At 52.5% G+C, this 19537-nt stretch carries 21 protein-coding genes; 16 read left to right on the plus strand and 5 right to left on the minus strand.

Going from position 1 to position 19537, the window contains the following annotated elements; translation table 11 throughout:
* Positions 1-132 precede the first annotated feature (132 nt).
* The gene (locus tag BQ2657_RS06775; protein WP_198524528.1) at positions 133-1503 is read left to right on the plus strand and encodes a sodium-dependent transporter; all 1371 of its coding nucleotides are present in this window, start codon (positions 133-135) and stop codon (positions 1501-1503) included.
* 223 nt (positions 1504-1726) lie between these two features.
* Positions 1727-2740, plus strand: a complete 1014-nt coding sequence (gene pta / locus BQ2657_RS06780; RefSeq protein WP_075579953.1) for a phosphate acetyltransferase — start codon at positions 1727-1729, stop codon at positions 2738-2740.
* Positions 2741-2794: 54 nt separating this feature from the next.
* Here pta and BQ2657_RS06785 read toward each other — a convergent pair whose 3' ends face one another.
* The gene (locus BQ2657_RS06785) at positions 2795-3349 is read right to left on the minus strand and encodes a hypothetical protein (RefSeq protein WP_075579954.1); all 555 of its coding nucleotides are present in this window, start codon (positions 3347-3349) and stop codon (positions 2795-2797) included.
* A 143-nt stretch (positions 3350-3492) separates the two neighbouring features.
* Here BQ2657_RS06785 and BQ2657_RS06790 point away from each other — a divergent pair, with 143 nt between their 5' ends.
* The gene (locus BQ2657_RS06790) at positions 3493-4140 is read left to right on the plus strand and encodes an HAD family hydrolase (protein ID WP_075579955.1); all 648 of its coding nucleotides are present in this window, start codon (positions 3493-3495) and stop codon (positions 4138-4140) included.
* A gap of 49 nt (positions 4141-4189) precedes the next feature.
* On the opposite strand, the gene BQ2657_RS06795 is transcribed toward BQ2657_RS06790, so the two are convergent.
* From BQ2657_RS06795 to speD, 3 genes are all read right to left on the minus strand, one after another.
* Positions 4190-4936 (minus strand): pentapeptide repeat-containing protein, encoded by a 747-nt coding sequence (locus BQ2657_RS06795; RefSeq protein WP_075579956.1) that lies wholly within the window; start codon positions 4934-4936, stop codon positions 4190-4192.
* A 4-nt stretch (positions 4937-4940) separates the two neighbouring features.
* Entirely contained in the window at positions 4941-5630 is a 690-nt protein-coding gene (locus tag BQ2657_RS06800) for an HAD family hydrolase (RefSeq protein ID WP_075579957.1), read from the minus strand.
* A gap of 158 nt (positions 5631-5788) precedes the next feature.
* The gene (speD, locus tag BQ2657_RS06805; RefSeq protein ID WP_075579958.1) at positions 5789-6253 is read right to left on the minus strand and encodes an S-adenosylmethionine decarboxylase; all 465 of its coding nucleotides are present in this window, start codon (positions 6251-6253) and stop codon (positions 5789-5791) included.
* Positions 6254-6395: 142 nt separating this feature from the next.
* Here speD and recD2 point away from each other — a divergent pair, with 142 nt between their 5' ends.
* The 9 genes from recD2 (at position 6396) to BQ2657_RS06850 (ending at position 15328) form a co-directional block, all read left to right on the plus strand.
* Positions 6396-8561 (plus strand): SF1B family DNA helicase RecD2, encoded by a 2166-nt coding sequence (gene recD2 / locus BQ2657_RS06810; RefSeq protein ID WP_075579959.1) that lies wholly within the window; start codon positions 6396-6398, stop codon positions 8559-8561.
* Between the two features lie 158 nt (positions 8562-8719).
* Positions 8720-9301, plus strand: a complete 582-nt coding sequence (locus BQ2657_RS06815) for a ComF family protein (protein ID WP_075579960.1) — start codon at positions 8720-8722, stop codon at positions 9299-9301.
* A gap of 599 nt (positions 9302-9900) precedes the next feature.
* Complete coding sequence (locus tag BQ2657_RS06820) at positions 9901-10095, plus strand: hypothetical protein (RefSeq protein ID WP_075579961.1); 195 nt, start codon at positions 9901-9903, stop codon at positions 10093-10095.
* Between the two features lie 318 nt (positions 10096-10413).
* The gene (locus BQ2657_RS06825) at positions 10414-10989 is read left to right on the plus strand and encodes an RNA polymerase sigma factor (RefSeq protein WP_075579962.1); all 576 of its coding nucleotides are present in this window, start codon (positions 10414-10416) and stop codon (positions 10987-10989) included.
* A 127-nt stretch (positions 10990-11116) separates the two neighbouring features.
* The gene (locus tag BQ2657_RS06830) at positions 11117-11302 is read left to right on the plus strand and encodes a hypothetical protein (protein ID WP_075579963.1); all 186 of its coding nucleotides are present in this window, start codon (positions 11117-11119) and stop codon (positions 11300-11302) included.
* Positions 11268-11579, plus strand: coding sequence for an rRNA biogenesis protein rrp5 (locus BQ2657_RS06835; protein WP_075579964.1), 312 nt, complete (start codon positions 11268-11270; stop codon positions 11577-11579). Before BQ2657_RS06830 ends, BQ2657_RS06835 begins: the two co-directional genes overlap by 35 nt.
* On the plus strand, positions 11569-12717 hold the full coding sequence (locus tag BQ2657_RS06840) for a DUF2800 domain-containing protein (protein ID WP_075579965.1): 1149 nt from the start codon (positions 11569-11571) through the stop codon (positions 12715-12717). The genes BQ2657_RS06835 and BQ2657_RS06840 overlap by 11 nt, the downstream gene beginning before the upstream one ends.
* A complete protein-coding gene (locus tag BQ2657_RS06845) occupies positions 12710-13276 on the plus strand; it encodes a DUF2815 family protein (RefSeq protein ID WP_075579966.1) in 567 nt (188 codons plus the stop codon). The genes BQ2657_RS06840 and BQ2657_RS06845 overlap by 8 nt, the downstream gene beginning before the upstream one ends.
* 63 nt (positions 13277-13339) lie before the next feature.
* Positions 13340-15328 (plus strand): DNA polymerase, encoded by a 1989-nt coding sequence (locus BQ2657_RS06850; protein ID WP_075579967.1) that lies wholly within the window; start codon positions 13340-13342, stop codon positions 15326-15328.
* Between the two features lie 55 nt (positions 15329-15383).
* Here the strand turns inward: BQ2657_RS06850 and BQ2657_RS06855 are convergent, their stop codons facing one another.
* Positions 15384-16100, minus strand: a complete 717-nt coding sequence (locus BQ2657_RS06855) for a hypothetical protein (RefSeq protein WP_075579968.1) — start codon at positions 16098-16100, stop codon at positions 15384-15386.
* Here BQ2657_RS06855 and BQ2657_RS13250 point away from each other — a divergent pair.
* The 4 genes from BQ2657_RS13250 to BQ2657_RS06870 all read left to right on the plus strand — a co-directional run bounded on the left by BQ2657_RS13250 (position 16080) and on the right by BQ2657_RS06870 (position 19498).
* Positions 16080-16397, plus strand: a complete 318-nt coding sequence (locus BQ2657_RS13250) for a hypothetical protein (protein ID WP_143224849.1) — start codon at positions 16080-16082, stop codon at positions 16395-16397. The genes BQ2657_RS06855 and BQ2657_RS13250 overlap by 21 nt on opposite strands.
* Before the next feature lie 256 nt (positions 16398-16653).
* Complete coding sequence (locus BQ2657_RS06860) at positions 16654-16884, plus strand: hypothetical protein (protein ID WP_075579969.1); 231 nt, start codon at positions 16654-16656, stop codon at positions 16882-16884.
* Positions 16856-17254: a DUF7768 domain-containing protein gene (locus BQ2657_RS06865; RefSeq protein ID WP_075579970.1), complete on the plus strand. Its 399-nt coding sequence runs from the start codon at positions 16856-16858 to the stop codon at positions 17252-17254. Before BQ2657_RS06860 ends, BQ2657_RS06865 begins: the two co-directional genes overlap by 29 nt.
* Entirely contained in the window at positions 17255-19498 is a 2244-nt protein-coding gene (locus tag BQ2657_RS06870; protein ID WP_075579971.1) for a phage/plasmid primase, P4 family, read from the plus strand.
* Positions 19499-19537: the final 39 nt, after the last annotated feature.

Raw genomic sequence — 19537 nt, forward strand, 5'->3', positions numbered from 1 at the left:
TTATCCACTGGCTCAGGAGCGATTCCTTACCCCCTAAGGAATCGCTCCTTTCTTAATTGTTTTCGTTTTCTTTCATTTCAAATTATTTCGCAAAATGCTATAATATTTTTATTGTCCTCCAGGAGGAGAAAAATGAACGAAGAAACTACTACTATGACCGGACAAATTGCTGCTGAAGAACAACGGGACGGATTTCAGTCCAAGTGGGGATTTATCTTAGCCTGTATCGGCTCTGCCGTGGGCATGGGGAACATCTGGCGCTTTCCCGTCATGGTGTCGAAATACGGCGGGATGACTTTCCTGATTCCCTTTTTCTTTTTTGTCATCCTGATCGCCGCCACCGGCGTCATCGAAGAAATGTCTTTTGGACGGATTGCCAAAGCCGGCCCCATCGGAGCTTTTGGTACAGCCACGGAGTTGCGCTGGCAGGACCGGAAAAAAGGGGAATGGATCGGCATGATTCCCGTGCTGGGTTCTTTAGCCTTGGCCATCGGCTACACCTGTGTGGTGGGCTGGGTGGTGAAATACACCTATCTGGCCTTTACCGGAGGTCTTTCGGCAATGGGACAGGACCTGCCCCAAATCGCCGGGCTGTTTGAAGCCACTGCTACTTCTTTCGGCAATAATTTCTGGCTGATCGTGGCCTGCCTGGGTTCCTTCCTGATCATGGGGATGGGGGTTGCCAGCGGCATCGAAAAAGCGAACAAGATCATGATGCCGGCTCTCTTCGCCATGTTCCTGTTCCTGCTCTGCTATGTGTTCATCCTGGATGGAGCGGAAGGCGGGTATCGGGATATCTTCACCTTCAACCCGGAAGGCTTGAAGAATCCTTTTGTGTGGGTCTATGCGTTCGGCCAGGCTTTCTTTACCCTGTCCATTGCCGGCAGCGGCACGGTCATCTACGGATCCTATCTCAGCGATAAGGAAGACGTGGTGGGAGCTGCCAAATATGTGGCTTTCTTCAATCTGCTGTCCGCTATGCTGGCCGCCTGCGTCATCATCCCGGCCATGGCCATCACCGGAGAAAAGCTCTCTTCCGGCGGCCCCGGCCTGATGTTCATCCATCTGATCCCTGTTTTCAACGGCATGCCCGCAGGCCGTCTCGTGGTCATCATCTTCTTTATCTGTGTACTCTTTGCAGGGGTCAGCTCCCTGGTGAACCTGTATGAGGCTCCGGTGGCCACCCTGCAGGAACAGTTCGGCTTCAAGCGGATGCCGGCCGTAGCCACCATCGGTGTGCTGGGCTGCGTATCTGCTCTCCTGATCCAAGGCATCGTCTCCGAATGGATGGACGTGGTCTCCATTTACATCTGTCCTTTGGGAGCGGTCCTGGCCGGTGTGATGTTCTACTGGGTCGGCGGGAAGGAATTTGTCCTGAAAGCCGTCAACACCGGGCGCGAAAAACCCATCGGTGCCTGGTTCTATCCTTTGGGGAAATATGTATTCTGTATCATTGCCATCGCTGCCCTGGTCATTGGGGCGGCCCTGGGAGGAATCGGCTAAGACGGATCGTCCGGAGAAAAGGGGTGCTGCACGTTTTGTGCAGCGCCCCTTAGCTGTTGCAGGGACAGCAGCTCTGTTCTATTCCCCTGTATTATCAGAATATTACCTGTTTTAAATTGGGATAAGTTCTGATTTGGCATTGGTGTAAAAAGTGATATAATATAGGCTGTGAAAAGGGGCGCCGTGCGCCAGCCTTTTAATACTTGGGTAGGAGTGATATGGAATGGCATTTATGGACGAACTGAAGGCTCGTGTTAAACCTGCACAAAAGGTGATTGTGCTGCCGGAAAACGACAGTGACAGAGCACTGAAGGCTGCTGCTATCGTTACGAAGGAAGGTTTTGCTAAAATCGTGCTGGTAGGGGATCCTGCTAAACTGCAGAAGGATGCAGAACGTCTGGGCATCAGCTTTGACGGTGTAAAGATCGTCAACCCTGCAACCTATGAAAAAATGGACGAACTGTGTGCTTACTTCGCAGAACGGAGAAAGAAAAAGGGCATGACCGTGGAAAAAGCACGGGAAATCATGCTGAAAGATACCACTTTCTTTGGCGCCGGCCTGCTGGCCATGGGCGATGCTGACGGCGTTGTTTCCGGTTCCACCCGGACTTCCGCCGATACCATCAAAGCTGGGCTGCAGGTTGTGGGTGTGAAACCCGGCAACAAGACTGTATGCAGCGGCTTCATCGTGCTCAGCGACAAAGAAAACCTGGGCGATCATGGCAAGCTGGTGTTCGGTGACTGCGGCGTCATCATCGAACCGACTGCTGAACAGCTGGCCGATATCGCTGTAAGCTGTGCTGAACGGGCCAAGACCACCCTGGAAATCGCAGAACCGAAAGTGGCTCTGCTGTGCTATTCCACCAAAGGATCCGGCTCCGGCGAAGAAGTGGACAAAGTGAAGGAAGCTGTTGAAATCCTGAAATCCCGGAACGTGGACTTCGCATTTGACGGCGAACTCCAGGCTGATGCCGCCCTGGTTCCTGAAGTGGGCGAACGGAAGGCTCCTGGCTCCAAAGTGGCTGGCCATGCCAACGTACTGATTTTCCCGAACCTGTGCGCTGCCAACATCGGCTACAAGCTGGTTGAACGGTTCAGCGGTGCTACCTGCCTTGGGCCTCTGGTACAGGGTTTGGCAAAACCTGTCCTGGACCTGAGCCGCGGCTGCTCCACCCAGGACGTGGTGGACGTAGTGGCAGTCTGCGCCAGCGACGCCATTGCTGCTGAAGGAAAGTAATTTACGTATAAAAAAGAAGAGGCTGCTGCAGGAGCACCAGCCTCTTCTATTTTTTTATTCCAGCGATTCAAAATAGGAGAAACGCCAGCCTTTCAGGGTCTTCACATAGGGGAAGATGGTCTTTTTGGTTTCCACCACATTGGTCTTGCCATGGACCGGATCTTCCATGATGGGTGTGGAAATCTCCAGGTTGATACGGGTGGGGGAGACTCGGACGATGTTGATGGTGGATGTCCCTTTCCGAGGGTCTAGGGCCTTGGCGCTGGGTGCCACATACAGCCGTCCGTCAAATTCCCGGTACATCCGGCTGTCGCTGATGATGAATCCGGCCAGGGCTTCGGTGAAGCATTCGTTGACCCGGGTCTTCAGGGCCAGCATGGTGGGATAGTCCTTGTCAGCCACCGTGTAGTAGATCATATACCCGGTGTCTTTTTTCTCTTTGCCGTCGGTTTCCAGAGGATGGTGTTCGAACCACTCGTAAACGGTATTGGCTTCCTGGAAAGCCTGAGCCACTTCCTGATCCGTGGGAGCTTCCGGAGAAGCAAAGGCCGTCAGGGCCGCCGTCAGTACCAGGATGGCGGATAAAAATAAAGAACGTACGATTTTCATGGACGCACTCTCCTTCTGTTTGATTCTTTTATTGTACCATAATTTGGCAGGATGTGGTATCATCTTCCTTGTAGGCGCGGCACCGTCACTTTAGACGGGGAGCAGCTCACGCTGAATGATACATAAGGAGTGTGGATCCAGCTATGAAATATCAGGCGGTGATCTTTGATCTGGATGGGACCCTGCTGGATACCCTGACGGATCTGTGGAATGCTGTGAATGCAGCTTGCAAAAAATACGGCTGTGCCCCCCGGACCCGGCTGCAGGTACGACGGGCCCTGGGCAACGGACTGGAACGGCTGCTGCGGCTCTCTCTACCCGAAGATATGGAGGAGAACCGTTTCCAAGCGGCTTTCCAGTTTTTTCGGGGATATTATTTGAAACACTGCGATGAAGAGACCCGGCCCTATGAGGGGATCCCGGAACTGCTCCGGAAGCTGCAGCAGAAGGGCATACGGCTGGCCATCGTCTCCAACAAGGCGCATCCGGCGGTACGGGAGCTCCGGGATCGGTATTTTCCGGAAACCATGCAGGTGGCCATTGGAGAAAGCGTGGAGATCCGGCGGAAACCGGCACCGGATACGGTGTTCAAGGCCTTGGAGGAACTGGGGATCCCCAAAGAGCAGGCGGTGTATGTGGGGGATTCGGAAGTAGATAAAAAAACGGCGGACAATGCCGGGATGGACTGTTTCCTGGTCACTTGGGGCTTCCGGGACCGGGATGAACTGGCAGCTCTGGAGCCTGCGGCTCTCATCGACCGGCCGGAACAGATCTTGGAGAAGGTAGTGTAAAAAGGGGCTGTTGCCTGTGTGAAAACCACACAGGTGCAACAGCCTCTTATCATTTCCTATATGCCAGTTCCAAATCTGTGCTGGAGAACTGGGTCCCTTCCAGGTTGGCGTGGCTGAGATCCGCATCATCCAAATTGGCGTTGGTCAATACGGCTTTGCTCAGATTGCTGCCCTCTAGGGTGGAACTCATGAGATTGGCATTCTTAAAAACGGCTTCCGGCAGGCTGGCCCGACGGAGACGGGCGTTGTACAGGTTGGCGGAAGTGAAGTTGGCACCTCGGAGCTGGGTGCCGAAGAACCAGCTCCGTGCCAGGTTGGCAGAAAAGAAATTGGCCATGGCTCCGTTGGCATAGTCAAAATTGCTTTCCCGCAGGTCCGCTGTATACAGATTGGCGAAGGTCAAAAGAGCATGGGAGAAACTGGTCCGGTAGGCGGTGGCTCCCACCAGGGAGCTGCGGTTCAGCACCGTATGGGAAAAATTCGCGTTGGACAGGTCCGCTCCTTCTAAATCAGAACCGGCCATATAGGCATTGCGGAAGTTGGCCTTCTGGAGATTGGTTTCCTTCAAGTTGGCATTTTCCAGGATGGCATTGGTCAGGTTGGCATAGCTCAGGTCCGCGCCCTGGAGATCGGCTCCGGTCAGATCCGCGTCCCGCAGATAGGCTCCCCGCAGATCCCCTCCCGGGCAGGAACGGGTGGCCAGGAGCTGGTCTACATCGCTTTGCTGGTAGGCAAGGGCCGGCAGGGCCGTGGAAACCACCAGCAGGGCAGTGAGAAAATATTTTTTTCCAAACATGGTCTTATGCCTCCTCCAGGATGGCAGAAAGGTCCCGGGGATCTTCCGGCAGTTCCGGGATGATTTTCCAGGGGTGATAGGCTTCCAGCCGCTCCAGCGTGTAGGAAGAACCCTTCAGGACGATCAGGCTCCGGACGCCGATGGCCTGGGCACAGGTGATGTCGTGAGGGGTGTCTCCAATGACGATGAGCTGCTCTGGGGTCACAGCAGGATCCGCTTTCCGGACTTTCTCCCATAGGGCCTGGGAAAGGTCATCCCGGAATTCACTGATTTCCCCAAAGGCGCTGTGGGCATAGTCGAATTCCTTTTCGATGCCGAAATATCGGAGCTTGGCATGGGCTGCCACTTCACAGTTCCCGGTAAGCAGCAGGGAAGTGGTCCCGGGATCCTTTCGGATCCATTCCAAAGTTTCCTGCACATGGGGAAGCAGGCGGCCGTGTTTTTCCACCAGGGAAGCCGGCAGCTTCTGGCCATAGGCTTCCAGCATGTGGGATACTTCTTCCGGGCTGCAATGGCCTTGGATCCCTTCGATGGCTTTGCGGGCGATGAAGGTGTCCGTCCGTCCGGCCATGCCGTAAGTGAATTCGAAATTGTCCAGGCCGTACAGTTCGTTGATGGTGGCTTTCATGGCGGCGACCCCGGCATAATTGGTCAGGAGCAGGGTCCCGTCGATGTCCCAACAGATGTATTTCATGATGTCATTCTTCCTTTGACTGTAAAAGAAGCTGTGAAACAAGGACCGGCAGACAGGCCCGGCAGGGTTTCACAGCTCGTTTTTCCTTCATGTCCAGAGCCAGCTGTGCCGGCTTCCAGTGTCCAGGGGACAGCTGGAAGCTGCCTGCTGGCATCCCTTCATTCCCGGTTCTTCTTCCAGGTCATGAATTTCTTCAGCTTGGCACCGGCATTCTTGGCCCGCCGCATGGTCTTGACCATCTTTTTCCGCTGTGGCTTCATATCTTTGATGGAACCATAGTCGCCCCGTTTCAGGGTGGTGAGCTTGGTCTGGTCAGGGCCGAATTCCTGGCGCAGGAAAACGGCCACCTGTTCCGGACTGGCCGCGCTTTCCAGGGTGAAGACGTCGGCTTCTACATAGCCATAAGTGGGGAATACATGGAGAAAAATATGGCCATTGGTACACAGCATGACAAAACAGAAATCGTCTCCTTCGTCATTTTCTGTGGAATACAGGGCCAATTCCTTCAGGCTGAACCTTTCAGCAGCTTCTTCCAGTACATCTCGGATCTTTTCTTTATCGAATACGATCTCTTCCGCACAGCGGTACATGTCCAGTGCTGCCTGGGTACCTTTTCCAATCACGTAGTGTTCACATCCTTTGGATATCTCGATTTTCGTTCAATTTCAGCTTCCTTATTATACCTTACTTCAATAGAGACTGTCAAAAAAAACGGAAAACTGTGCTATAATAAATAAAACATATGTTCAGGAGGAGCAGTGGGGCATGTCCGGACCAGTATCTATTGAACTTACCATCAAGAATATCGTTTTCCAGGCCGCGGAAGGGACGTTCAGTGTATTCCGGGGAGAAAACCCGGAAGTGGGGACGGTTTCCGTAGTCTACAAGGGACAGGCTCCTTTTGCCGGAGAACAAGTACGGCTTTCGGGAAGCTGGGGGGAACATCCCCGGTTCGGCCGGCAGTTCCAAGCCCAAAGCTGGGAAGCTATCCAGCCCAAGGGAACAGAAGGCTTGGTGAAGATGCTGGGCAGCGGGGTCCTAAAGGGCGTGGGACCGGCCATGGCCCAACGGATCGTGGATCAGTTTGGGGAAGATACCCTGAAGATCTTGGAAAAATCCCCGGAACGGCTGCGGGAAGTCTCCGGGATTGGAAAAAAGAAGGCAGAGGCCATTGTGGCTTCCTATGGGGAACTGAAAGACAGCCGGGAACTGGTATTTTTCCTGGAAAGCCACGGGATCAGCGGAAATTACGCTCCCCGGATCCAGGCTCTGTACGGGAATACGGCGGTGACTCGGATCAGCAACAATCCTTACTGCCTGGCAGAAGACGTGGATGGCATTGGATTTCGGACGGCGGATGCCCTGGCCCGGAACCTGGGGGTGGATGAACATGCTGAGGACCGGATCCGGGCTGGAATCCACTATACCTTGCTTCAGGGAGCCAGCCAGGGCCATACCTGTGTACCTGACCGCTGGCTGGTGACTTTGGCAGCCAAGATCCTCCAGGTGGATCCTTTGGAAGTGGAACAGGTGTTCCAGCAGCTCTTGAAGGACAATCTGCTCCGGACGGAGGATGTGGGGGACCATGTATGTGTGTACCCGGAATACCTTTATCGGGCGGAAGAAGGGGCGGCACGGCGGCTGCTGGCCCTCCGGGACAATGTGAATGCCCTGTGGAAGGTGGATTACCAGAAAATCATCCGGGAATGGGAAAGGGACGAGCGAATCCAGCTGGCCCCGGAACAGGCAGAAGCGGTGAAGGCTTCTGTGGACCATGGGGTATTCGTACTCACCGGGGGACCCGGTACCGGGAAGACCACTGTCATCAAGGGGATCCTTTCAGTGATGGAACAAGCCGGGTGCAAGATCCTCCTGGCGGCCCCCACGGGACGGGCGGCCAAACGGCTGGCAGAAAGTGCCGGAAAGCCAGCGCTCACTGTCCACCGGCTGCTGGAATACACCCCTAACGGAGAAGGAGATTCCTTCTGGGGACGGGATGAGGACAATCCCCTGGAAGCGGACGCAGTCATTGTGGACGAAGCTTCCATGATGGACATCGTGCTCATGTACAACCTGCTGAAAGCGCTGCCCTTGGGCTGCCGGCTGATCTTGGTGGGGGATGTGGACCAGCTGCCCAGCGTGGGGCCTGGCTCCGTGCTCCAGGACATCATCCGCAGCGGTACTATGCCCATCGTCCGGCTGGAAAATGTGTTCCGCCAGGCAGAGCTGAGCCCCATCGTCCGGAATGCCCACCGGATCAACCAGGGCATGATGCCCCAGTGGGAAGGAGAAAATGATTTCAGTTTCCGGGAATTTGCCACGGAAGAGGAAACCATGCACTATATTGTGGACCTTTATGCCCACCTGTCCCGGACCCAGCCCCAGGACAGCCTCCAGGTGCTCACCCCCATGCACAAGAACCTGTGCGGAGTGGAGAATCTGAATAACCTGCTCCAAGCCCGGATGAATCCCCCGGATCCGGAAAAACAGGAGTACCGGGGCAGTTTCCTGCTGCTCCGGGAAGGGGACAAGGTGATGCAGATCCGGAACAATTATGAGAAGAACGTATTCAACGGGGATATCGGCCGGATCCAGAGCATCCAGGGGGCCTATGTGACGGTAGACTTCCCGGACCGGGCAGAAGGGGAAGCGGTGACCTATGAGGGAGCGGAAGTCTCTGATCTGCGGCTGGCCTATGCCATGAGCGTCCACAAATCTCAGGGCAGTGAATATGGGGCGGTCATCATGCCTCTGGTATTGAGCCACTACATCCTGCTCCAACGGAACCTGTTCTACACCGCCATTACCCGGGCCAAAAAGCAGGTATACCTGGCCGGCAGCAAAAGGGCCCTGCGCATGGCTGTGGAAAACGATAAGACCCGGAAACGGTACAGCCTGCTGGCGGAACGGCTGAAAAGATACAGTGAATAAAGAAGTCAGACACGGACCAAAGGGCTTTGAGATGTCAGATTCCATAGAGAACGAAGCAAAGCCGAAGCCAATGCTGATTGCCGACAAAGCTGACTTCTGAAAGCCTCCACAGGAGGTGGGTCTGACGTCTGATACCTGTTCATTTCCGGAGGTGCTCTATGCTGTCATTCATCCTTGCCCTGCTCCACTCCCTGTTCTACCCCCATTCCTGTCCGGGCTGCGGAGAAGAAGTGCGGGGGAAAGGGGTCCTCTGCGATCCCTGCCGGAGGGGAATCTGGCATCCCCGCTCCTTCCAGCCCCTCAGCCTGGATTGTCCCCACCTGGATGGACTGTTCTTCCTGATGGACTATGCGGGGGGCATCCAGAAAGCCTTGCAGATGGCCAAGTTCCGGGGAAGGGAGGACCTGCTGCCCCGGTTGGCGGAAGAATGGAGGCAGGGGGTTCTCCGGGAACAAAGATTCCACTGGCATCTGGTGCCGGAAATCCGGCTGGCAGCCACCGGCATCCCTACGGACCCGGTGCGGAAGAAACAGCGAGGATACGACCTGCCGGAAGAAATCTTCCGGCCCTGGTGCCGACAGGAAGGGTACCTTTGGGAAAACCTGCTGATCCGGAACCGGAGCACCCGGCCCCAGTACGGCCTGACTCCGGAAGAGCGGAAAAAGAACATCAAAGGATGCTTCACCCTGGCCCGGCAGGAAAATCTGCCGGACATCGTGCTGCTCTGCGAGCAAAGATGATTGAGATTGATACAAAATTTTGAATGGTGTGCATAGCTGAAAAGCCCATATATAGCAAGGTTTCCGTCTAGGTCGGCAAGGGGCTGTTCTTTTTTGCTCCAATATTGAGTGGAATTTCAAGGCGAAAGAAAATATTACGAGCAGTAAAATGAATACGGTGATAACGATAGCTTTTTTATTGTTAACGTCATTTTTCGACTGGTGAAGGCTAAGCTGCACGTCAGTACATTCTAAGTAGATGTCTGCAGACAGGAGCTGGATGTTATCAAAAAATAACGCCTGTTAGAATGTCTTAAAAAAGAGGTTCTGGCGGGCGTTATTGATTCACATAGAAAATAAGTCTACAACTATCAAAAAAGTAACAAACAAACTTGTGTTTATTAAAGCATAGATTCAATTTGATAGAGAAAGCTCTGAGAAATAAATTTGTATAGAACAAGATATAGTGCGGGATTATCTCCATTTCTGATGAAAGAGTTTGCAGTTCGAAAAATTGACCTAAAAATACCACTGCTAAAAATCTCATCTTGTGCTATAATAATTTCATAAACGAACATATGTTCGATACAAAACAAAGACAATCCAAGGGGGTAGGCTACATGGGAAAAGTAAGAAAGCACATTAGAAACCTGCACGATGGTACTGAGGATGGAGAAAGAATCTTTGACGCCATCGTGGAAGAAGGAAGGGTGACCATCGAGCTGAAGAACAGTAAGAAACAGCTTGTCCAGGTTCCTTGGGAAGATATCGTAACCCAGGTGGATGCAGTGAGAAATAGAAATTCCAGAAAATAGAAGTTACCTGTGCAGTCCTATTCTTTATACGGAGCTGTCAAACGGAGCTATCTACTTTGACCGAAAGGTCATGTAGATGGCTCCGTTTTTTTGTTTCAGCAAGTTCAAAATGTAACTTGTTGAAACAAGAAAGTACAGCCAGATTCCCGGCTCAAGGTTCATTCCCGGACGCGGGAGTGCCCAGAGCGGCGAGCCGGGCCCTATATACCGTCAGCCTACTGGGGTGGTTGACCATGGAAGCGGAGATGCATTTTATGGTCAATAAAGACAGGCTGCCTGTGTGGATCTTCGCTTCGCATTTTGCGAAGGAGTCCGCACATGGCCAATCAAGAGAAAACCAGAGTCAAACAGCAGTATTTTATTCCCCTGGAAGTAAAGGAGGGAACCATTATCACGAAGGAATATGAAGACGCACCACGAAAATGGTGGAAAATTGGGAACAGGAAGGTTTATGCCATTCTGGTCCAGGTTACCAAAGAGCAGTATGAAGCCTACATGCGGCCGGAGTGGAAGGAAGACAAACGGCAGCAGCGGGTAGTTGAAAAACGCCGGAGACGGGAAATGGCCCAGGCGGAACATCGGGAGGACAAGACCGTCCAGGGCTGGGATACAGCAGTTTCTTTTGAACAGCTGTGTGAAACGGAATATGGATTTCCGGAGGAAACCGGACAGGAGAGTCTGGACGAAATTCTGGAAAAAGAGGAGCTGCTGGCAGCACTCCGGCGGGAACTGGCCAAGCTGGAAGCGCTGGACCGGATTATCTTGCAGATGGCCATGAATGGGCTCAGTGAAGCATCCATCGGCCACAAAGTGGGACTTTCCCAAAAGGGGGTCAATAAAAGGAAGCATCGGCTGCTGGAACAGCTCCGGGAGCAGCTGAAGGACTATCGGTAACGGGAACGAAAAAAACCGGCTGGGAAATTTCTGGCCGGATTTCTAAAAATGGGTACTTATCATCAGAGTACTTGTCCTGTTATGGGTGAAGGGCAAAACAAGAAGCCCCTGGAAAGGAGGACGTGCCATGGAAAATGGACAAATGCTGAGAAACCGAAGGCAGGACCTGGACCGGGAGCTGGTAGGGGTGCTGATGAAAATCAGCGACACAGCGGAACGGGCTGCTCGGAATCTTATGATCCTGCACATGAAGAGAAAATCGAAAGGAGTCAATCTTAATGAAAGAGGAAACGTTGGTCAAATTATCCGTTGAACTGGAAACCTGTGGAAAAGCCCTGCTGAAGATTGCGGAAGCCATGAAGTTCAAGGAGGAAGCTCCGGCTCTGGAACCTCCAAAGAATGAGGTGGTTCCTAAAAAACTCACCTTGGAAGAGGTGCGGAAGGTAGCGGCAGATAAATCCCGTCAGGGATTCACAGATGAAGTCCGTGGGCTGATCCAGAAGTATGGGGCCGACAAGCTGTCCAGTATGGAGCCGGAGAAGTATGAGGCCTTTTTGAAAGACCTGGAGGTGATGGGCCATGCCGGGTAACCATGCGGTGCTCTCTGCTTCGTCCAGTTACCGCTGGCTGGCCTGTCCCCCTTCGGCCCTGGAATGTGCCAAGCTGCCGGATGTGCAAAGCGAATTTGCCCGGCAGGGAACGGAGGCCCATGCGCTTTGCGAATATAAGGTGAAGAAGGCGCTGGGGCAGAAAGAAAAGGACCCCACCAAGACCCTGACCTATTTTGATGAAGAAATGACCGAATGCACCGATGCCTATGCCCAGTTTGTGCTGGAGAGCCTAGCGGCGGCCAAAACCGTCTGTAAGGATCCTCTGGTTCTGGTGGAACAGCGAGTGGATTTTTCACGGTGGGTGCTGGAAGGGTTTGGTACTGGGGACTGCTTGATTGTGGCGGATGACATACTGACTGTCATTGACTACAAACACGGGTTGGGAGTGCTGGTGGAAGCGGAGAAAAATCCCCAGATGATGTGCTATGCCTTGGGGGCTTTGGATCTTTTTGATGGAATCTACGATATCCAGAAAGTCTCCATGACCATCTTCCAGCCAAGGCGGGAAAACGTCAGTACCTACACCATGCCCAAGGAAGAATTGCTTCAATGGGCGGAAACGGTGCTGAAGCCCACTGCAGACCTGGCGGCTAAGGGAGAAGGAGAATACAAGGCTGGTGACCACTGCCGGTTCTGCAAGATACGGGCTACCTGCCGGAAACGGGCCGAGTATAACCTGGAGCTGGCCAAGTACGACTTTGCCATGCCCTCCACTCTGGCAGATACAGAAATGGAAGCCATCCTGGCCAAAGCTGATGAACTGGTGAACTGGGTCGGGGACGTGAAAGATTATGCCCTACAGCAGGCTCTTTCCGGCAAGACCTGGGCCGGGTGGAAAGTAGTGGAAGGCCGGTCCAACCGGAGGTACGTTAATGAAGAAGCGGTTGCCGCCAAAGTGGAAGGGGCAGGATATTCTCCCTATGAGAAGAAACTTCTGGGGATTACGGCCTTGACCAAACTACTGGGAAAGAGACGGTTTGATGAACTTCTGACCGATTTGATTGAGAAACCTCAGGGCAAGCCGGTCCTGGTCCCGGAAACGGACAAACGGCCGGCCATGCATACGGCGGCTGATGATTTTTCTAAGGAAATTGAAGGAGGAAACAAGAATGTCTAAGAATTATGTGAATCCGTGCAAAGTAATCACCGGAGTGAATACCCGTTGGAGTTATGCCAATGTGTGGGAACCCAAATCCATCAATGGGGGAACGCCCAAATACAGTGTCAGCCTGATCATCCCCAAATCCGACACCAAGACGGTGGAAAAGGTCCGGGCTGCTATTAAGGCTGCCTACCAGGAAGGGGAAGGGAAACTGAAAGGGAACAGCCGGGTAGTCCCGACCCTGGAAGCCATCAAGACCCCGCTCCGGGATGGGGATCTGGAACGGCCTGGAGATGATGCCTACAAGGATAGCTTCTTTATCAATGCCAACTCTGCCACCCAGCCGGGCATTGTGGATGCCAACTGCCAGCACATTCTGGAACGCTCTGAAGTGTATTCCGGGGTGTATGGCCGCGCCTCCATCAGCTTTTATGCTTTCAACAGTAATGGGAATAAAGGCATCGCCTGCAGCCTGAACAACCTGCAGAAGATCCGGGACGGAGAGCCTCTGGGCGGCAAGCCTCGGGCAGAGGACGACTTTGCCACGGCGGATGATGAGGATTTTCTTGGGTAAGCGGATAGAAGAACGGAAGGTGGCAGGATTCCAACTGCCACCTTTTTCTATAAGGAGAAAGGTATGAAAACTCTTTCGTTGGATCTGGAAACCTATAGCGATGTGAACCTGGCCAAGTGCGGCGTGTACAAGTATGCGGAATCCCCAGCCTTTGAAATCCTCCTTTTTGGGTATGCGGTGGATGGGGGAGCGGTGCAGGTCATCGACCTGACTCAGGGAGAAAACATTCCGGAAGAAATTCTGTATGCCCTCACCGATGATACTGTCACCAAGTGGGCTTTCAATGCCAATTTCGAGCGCGTGTGTCTCTCCCGGTACCTTACCGATTTGGAGCGGAGCATGGACCCCTTCCAGGATCAGCATCCTCTGTCTCAAGAATGTGCCCGGTTCTTGAGTCCTGCAGGGTGGAAGTGCTCCATGGTCTGGTCCGCCTATATGGGGCTGCCTCTTTCCTTGGAAGGAGTAGGGGCCGTACTGAATCTGGACAATCAAAAAATGAAGGAAGGGCGGGAGCTGATTCGGTATTTCTGCGTTCCCTGCAAAGAAACCAGGATCAACGGCGGCCGGACCAGGAACCTTCCTCGACATGCCCTGGATAAATGGAACCTGTTCAAAAGTTATAACAAGCGGGACGTAGAAGTGGAAATGGCCATCCAGCAGCGATTGCAAAAGTACCCGGTGCCGGAACAGGTATGGGAGGAATACCATTTGGATCAGGAGATCAACGACAGGGGAATTGCCATTGACCTGGAACTGGCCAAACAAGCAGTGAACCTGGATGCCAAAAGCAGGGAAAGCCTGATGGCAGCCCTGAAGGAACGGACTGGCCTGGAGAACCCAAATTCTGTTATCCAGATGTTGGAATGGTTGGAACAGCATGGCTTAAAGACGGATTCCCTGGGAAAGAAAAATGTCCTGGAACTATTGAAAACGGCCCAGGAACCCTTGCGGAGTGTACTGCTTCTGCGGCAGAAGTTGGCCAAATCCTCGGTGAAGAAATATCAAGCTATGGAAATGACGGCTTGTAAGGATGGACGGGCCAGAGGTATGTTTCAGTTTTATGGAGCCAATAGGACCGGCCGGTTTGCCGGCCGGCATATCCAATTGCAAAATCTTCCCCAGAACCATCTGCCGGACCTTTCCGAAGCCCGGGAGCTGGTACGCCAGGGAAACTATGAAGCCCTGGATCTTCTCTACGATTCCATTCCCGATGTGCTGTCCCAGCTGATCCGGACGGCTTTTGTGCCCAGGCCGGGGATGAAGTTTGTGGTTTCGGACTTCTCGGCTATCGAGGCACGGGTCATTTCCTGGCTGGCGGGGGAAAGGTGGAAATCTGAGGCTTTTGCGGCCGGAAAGGATATCTACTGTTCTACGGCCAGCCAGATGTTTGGAGTGCCCGTTGTAAAACATGGCATAAATGGGGACCTTCGCCAGAAAGGGAAAATCGCAGAACTGGCCTGTGGCTACGGCGGGTCCGTTGGGGCATTAAAGGCCATGGGAGCCATCGAAATTGGTATCCCGGAAGAGGAACTGGGCCCCCTGGTCCAGTCCTGGCGCTCGGCTAATCCGCACATCGTCGATTTCTGGTGGCAGGTGGATGGGGCGGTGAAGACTGCCGTTAAGCAGAGAATCCCTGCTTGGGTGAACAACATCCGTTTTTTTTGCCAGAGCGGTATGCTATTCATCGAACTGCCCAGCGGCCGGCGGCTTTCCTATGTAAAGCCTCGGATCGGGGAGAATCAATTCGGTGGAGAATCCGTGACCTATGAGGGCATTGGGGCCACTAAGAAATGGGAACGATTGGAAAGCTACGGACCAAAGTTCGTGGAAAACATCGTCCAGGGAACAGCCAGGGATATCCTTTGCTACGCCATGCAGACCCTCCGGCACTGTGCTATTGTTGGACATGTCCATGATGAACTGATCATCGAGTGCAGTAGGGATGTCAGTGTAGATGCCGTCTGTGAGCAGATGAGCCGGACCCCATCTTGGGCGGAGGGGCTGGTGCTTCGGGCAGATGGGTATGAGTGTGAATTTTATCAGAAAGACTGAAAAATAATAAGAAGCGGCCGCAAGGAAACCATTTTTCTTGTGGCCGCTTCTTATTTCAGTTATCTTTGTTTACCTGTTTCTTCTTCGTTTCATAGAGTGCGATTTGGTCAGGGGATAGGAACTCCGCCAGGCTTAAGGCCGGCAAGGGAGTACCGAATATCCAGGAAAGGCTTCGAATGAAATTCACGGTCTCAACTGACCGGTCAAAATATTTTACTTCTTCATCCAGAACGGACGGGTTGCAGTAGGCATTAAATCTTTCTCGTAAGTAGTTCCGGAGCCTTTCTTTGTCGGAAAAATTTTTCTGCATCTGGAGCTTGAAATAATTGATGGATTTCTTTTTGCTGATTTTGCATTTTCTGGTATGAAAAGAATAGGAAAAAGTAAGGAGACTGGAATCAGCGGTTTTCTCTGAAACGGCTTCTAACCGGAAACAGAGGGCAGGGTCCGTGGTATCGACTTCTTCGAGATGGACCGTTTCATATCCTCTATGAAGGGCATAAAAGAAGGCCAGTATTCCCTTGAGCCCAGGTTCATAGAAGATAAAGTGATCATACGATCTAAGATTCCGCCCTTTATATTTCAGGCGGTACCATTCGCCACCAGATAAATCAAATTGAAATTTCAAGACATCCTGGGTTTCAAAATCAAGGTTGCAGTCAGGGACTTTTGCTTCCTTTGCAAAAAATAAGTCATCCGGAATATGCTGCAGCGACTCATCCATCTTTTCATCCCGAAAAGATTCAGAGGGATGGACTTTCTGTTTTTCCATATTGGTGATACGCCTCCTAAAACAGGAAATCATCAGGCCGAAAAGGCTCTTTTCCATAACAATATCATAGCGAAGCCAATCCGAAAAGACAATCCAAGATTCTGCTCAAAATTTTCTTTTTTACGGAAAAAAATTAAAACAAATGGAGAAAACTGGGTATGCAAATTATCACATACCCAGTTCTGTTATGCAGGAAAAGAAAGTACTCTTCTCTGGTGGCGGCTACCTTCACCAACCGGCTCCGGCGCCGATTCTATTCTGGACAGTAATCCGCCTGACGGAAAAGCTGCAACCTGATATAGATTACTGCTAATCCGCGACGGAAGTCACCGCTCCGCAAAGTGCCGGAAAGAGCGCTGCCCTAAAGCCTAGAAAGAAGAGTACTTTGGAACTGTAATTCTATCAGAGAGCCGAAGAACCGTCAATTAATTTTTGCTTTTCTGGTACTTATCCCAGCGGATTCTGTCCTGTTACAGGTAGAGAAGGGAATCTTCTCAAGTCCATGTAGCGGGATTGGAATCTGCTATTTATTTTTTGAAGGAGTGATAACGCCATGTTTTATGTGAAGGAACCGATTACGGACAATATGGAATTTCAGATGGAAATCACGGACAAGAATGTGTTCTGCCGGTGTCCGGTTTGCGGGAAGGAAGTGCCGGTAAACCTGGAAAAAGTCTTGGGCAAAGGGAAAGGGGACTTGTTCGGGACAGCCATCTTGTGTGAAGACTGTTCCCGGGAACTGATGGAGGTGGGCCATGGAGATGGATCAAAAGCGGAATGCTGAACATTATCCGGATCCCACGGCTTATCAGGCCATCCGGAATACAGAACCGCCCAGGTTTCCTTTTCGACCGGTAGTGTACGTTTGTTCACCTTATGCGGGAGACGTGGAAAGAAATGTCCTGCGGGCTCGACGTTGCTGCCGGTATGCCGCAGACCATGGGTGCATCCCCCTGGCACCCCATCTGTTCCTGCCCCAGTTCCTGGATGAAAAGACGGAACGGAATCTGGCCCTATTCATGGGGATTGCACTTTTGTCCAAATGTGCCGAGCTCTGGATCTTTGGCGAGAATATTTCCCAAGGAATGGAACTGGAGATCCGTTATGCCCAGAAAAAGGGAAAGCCTATCAAGTATATCAGCGAGGTGATCTAGGTGAAATTTACGTTATTTACGGCATCCTGTACGGGGGTAGAATCCAACTGCCGGTATCCTCAGAAACAGGAAATCCAAAATGCTCAGGACCTAAAAGCGGCGGCTCAATTTGACCATGTTTGCGCGGCCTATAAAAACAGCTACCGGAGTCGGGATAACTTCCTTTGGTCCGATGTGGCCGTCATGGATTGCGACAATGACCATACGGAAAATCCTGGAGAGTGGGTGACGGGAGAGAAGTTCCTTGCCATGCTGCCGGGGGTAGCCGTGGCCATTGTCCCTTCCCGGAATAACGAAAAAGCCAAAGACGGACGGAAAGCCAGGCCTCGGTTTCATGCCTATTTTCCCATTCCGAAACTCCAGGATGAAAAAGCCTATTCCATCTTGAAGCAGGAAATTCGGGAGCAGTTTTCCTTCTTCGATGAAGCAGCCCTGGATTCTGCCCGGTTTCTCTATGGAAGCCCAACAGAATCCGTTCAGTGGCAGGAGGGGGAAGAATCCATTCTGGCCATTTTCCAATCTTCCCGGCAGGAAGGCTCCATTCCCCAAGGCCAGCGAAACAATACCATGAGCCGTTTTGCCGGACGCATTGTCAAACGGTATGGAGATTCGGAACGAGCCTACTCCATATTTTTGGAAGAAGCCAACAAATGCAACCCTCCCCTGGAGGCAGAAGAACTGAACAAAATCTGGCAGAGTGCCTTGCGGTTTGGGAAGAAAATCGCGGCCCAGGAAGGCTATGTTAGCCCGGATCAGTACAATCAGGATTTTGGCCAGGGGGAAAGCCTGCGGCCCAGTGACTATTCGGATATTGGTCAAGCCAAGGTGCTCCTGCGGGAATACGGCAATGAACTGCGGTATACGGAAGAAGCTGACTTTATCCGGTATAACGGGGTGTATTGGATGGAATCCCGGCAGGCAGCTGTGGGGGCAGTGGAAGAATTTCTTGATTTACAGCTGGCCGATGCAACGGACCAAGGGGAACAGGCTGTTCGGGAACTGGTCCAGCTGGGGCTGCCTCAAGAGGTAGTCCGGAAAGGTGGAAGGCCCCTGGAAAAGATCATTGAAGTGGGCCAGCAGAAGGCCTATGCAGGGTATCTAGCTGCAGAAGCCTACCGAACCTTTGTGATGAAGCGACGGGATATCCGGTATATCCTGTCGGCACTCCAGGCTCTGAAACCCATGATCCTGCTCCCCATCCAGTCCCTGGATGCTGATGAATTTCTTCTGAATACCCCTTCGGCCACCTATGACCTGCGGCAAGGGATGAAAGGCGGCCGGGAACACCGGGCAGAAGATTTCATGACCAAGTGTACGGCTGTGGATCCGGGGGATGCAGGCCGGGAAATTTGGGAAAAAGCCTTGGGGGCATTCTTCACCCATGACCAGGACCTGATTCAATATGCCCAGAAAATCAGCGGGCTCATGGCCATTGGGAAAGTGTATGTGGAAGCTCTGGTGATTGCCTATGGGGATGGGCGGAACGGGAAATCTACATACTGGAATTCCATTGCCCGGGTATTGGGGACCTACTGCGGTGGCATCTCGGCAGACGCCCTGACCGCCAACGGCAAGCGAAATATCCGGCCGGAAATGGCAGAACTCAAGGGAAAACGGATGGTGATCGCGGCAGAAATGGAAGAAGGGGTGCGGCTTTCTACTTCTGTGTTGAAGCAAATCTGTTCCACCGATGAAGTGGGCGGAGAGAAAAAATACAAGGCGCCCTTCCAATTTGTCCCCTCCCATACCATCGTTCTCTATACCAACCACCTGCCCAGGGTGGGAGCAAGCGACGAAGGGACCTGGCGCAGGCTGATCGTCATTCCGTTTACGGCACAATTTACCGGGAAAAGTGAAGTGAAAAACTACACGGACTACCTTGTGGAGAAAGCCGGCCCGGCCATCCTCCAATGGATCATTGAAGGGGCCCAGAGAGTCATCGAGAAGGACTACCATCTGGATCCTCCTCAATGTGTCCGGGAGGCCATTGAAAAATATCGGGGACAGAATGATTGGCTCCATCATTTCCTGGACGACTGCTGCGAACTGGCGCCTAGTTTCCAAGAAAAATCCGGGGAGCTGTATGGAGCTTATCGGGCGTACTGTCAACAGATGAATGAATACACCCGGAGTACGTCCGATTTTTATGCTGCCCTGGAAAATGCAGGCTTTGCACGTAGGCGTACCAAAGTGGGGCGGTTTGTTACCGGATTGCAGTTAAAAGCAAGTGATTTTTTGGAATAAAAAGCCATGGTGTCACTCAATGACAGTCTCTCCTATAAT

This window comes from Acidaminococcus massiliensis, assembly GCF_900095825.1.
Classification (GTDB): domain Bacteria; phylum Bacillota; class Negativicutes; order Acidaminococcales; family Acidaminococcaceae; genus Acidaminococcus; species Acidaminococcus massiliensis.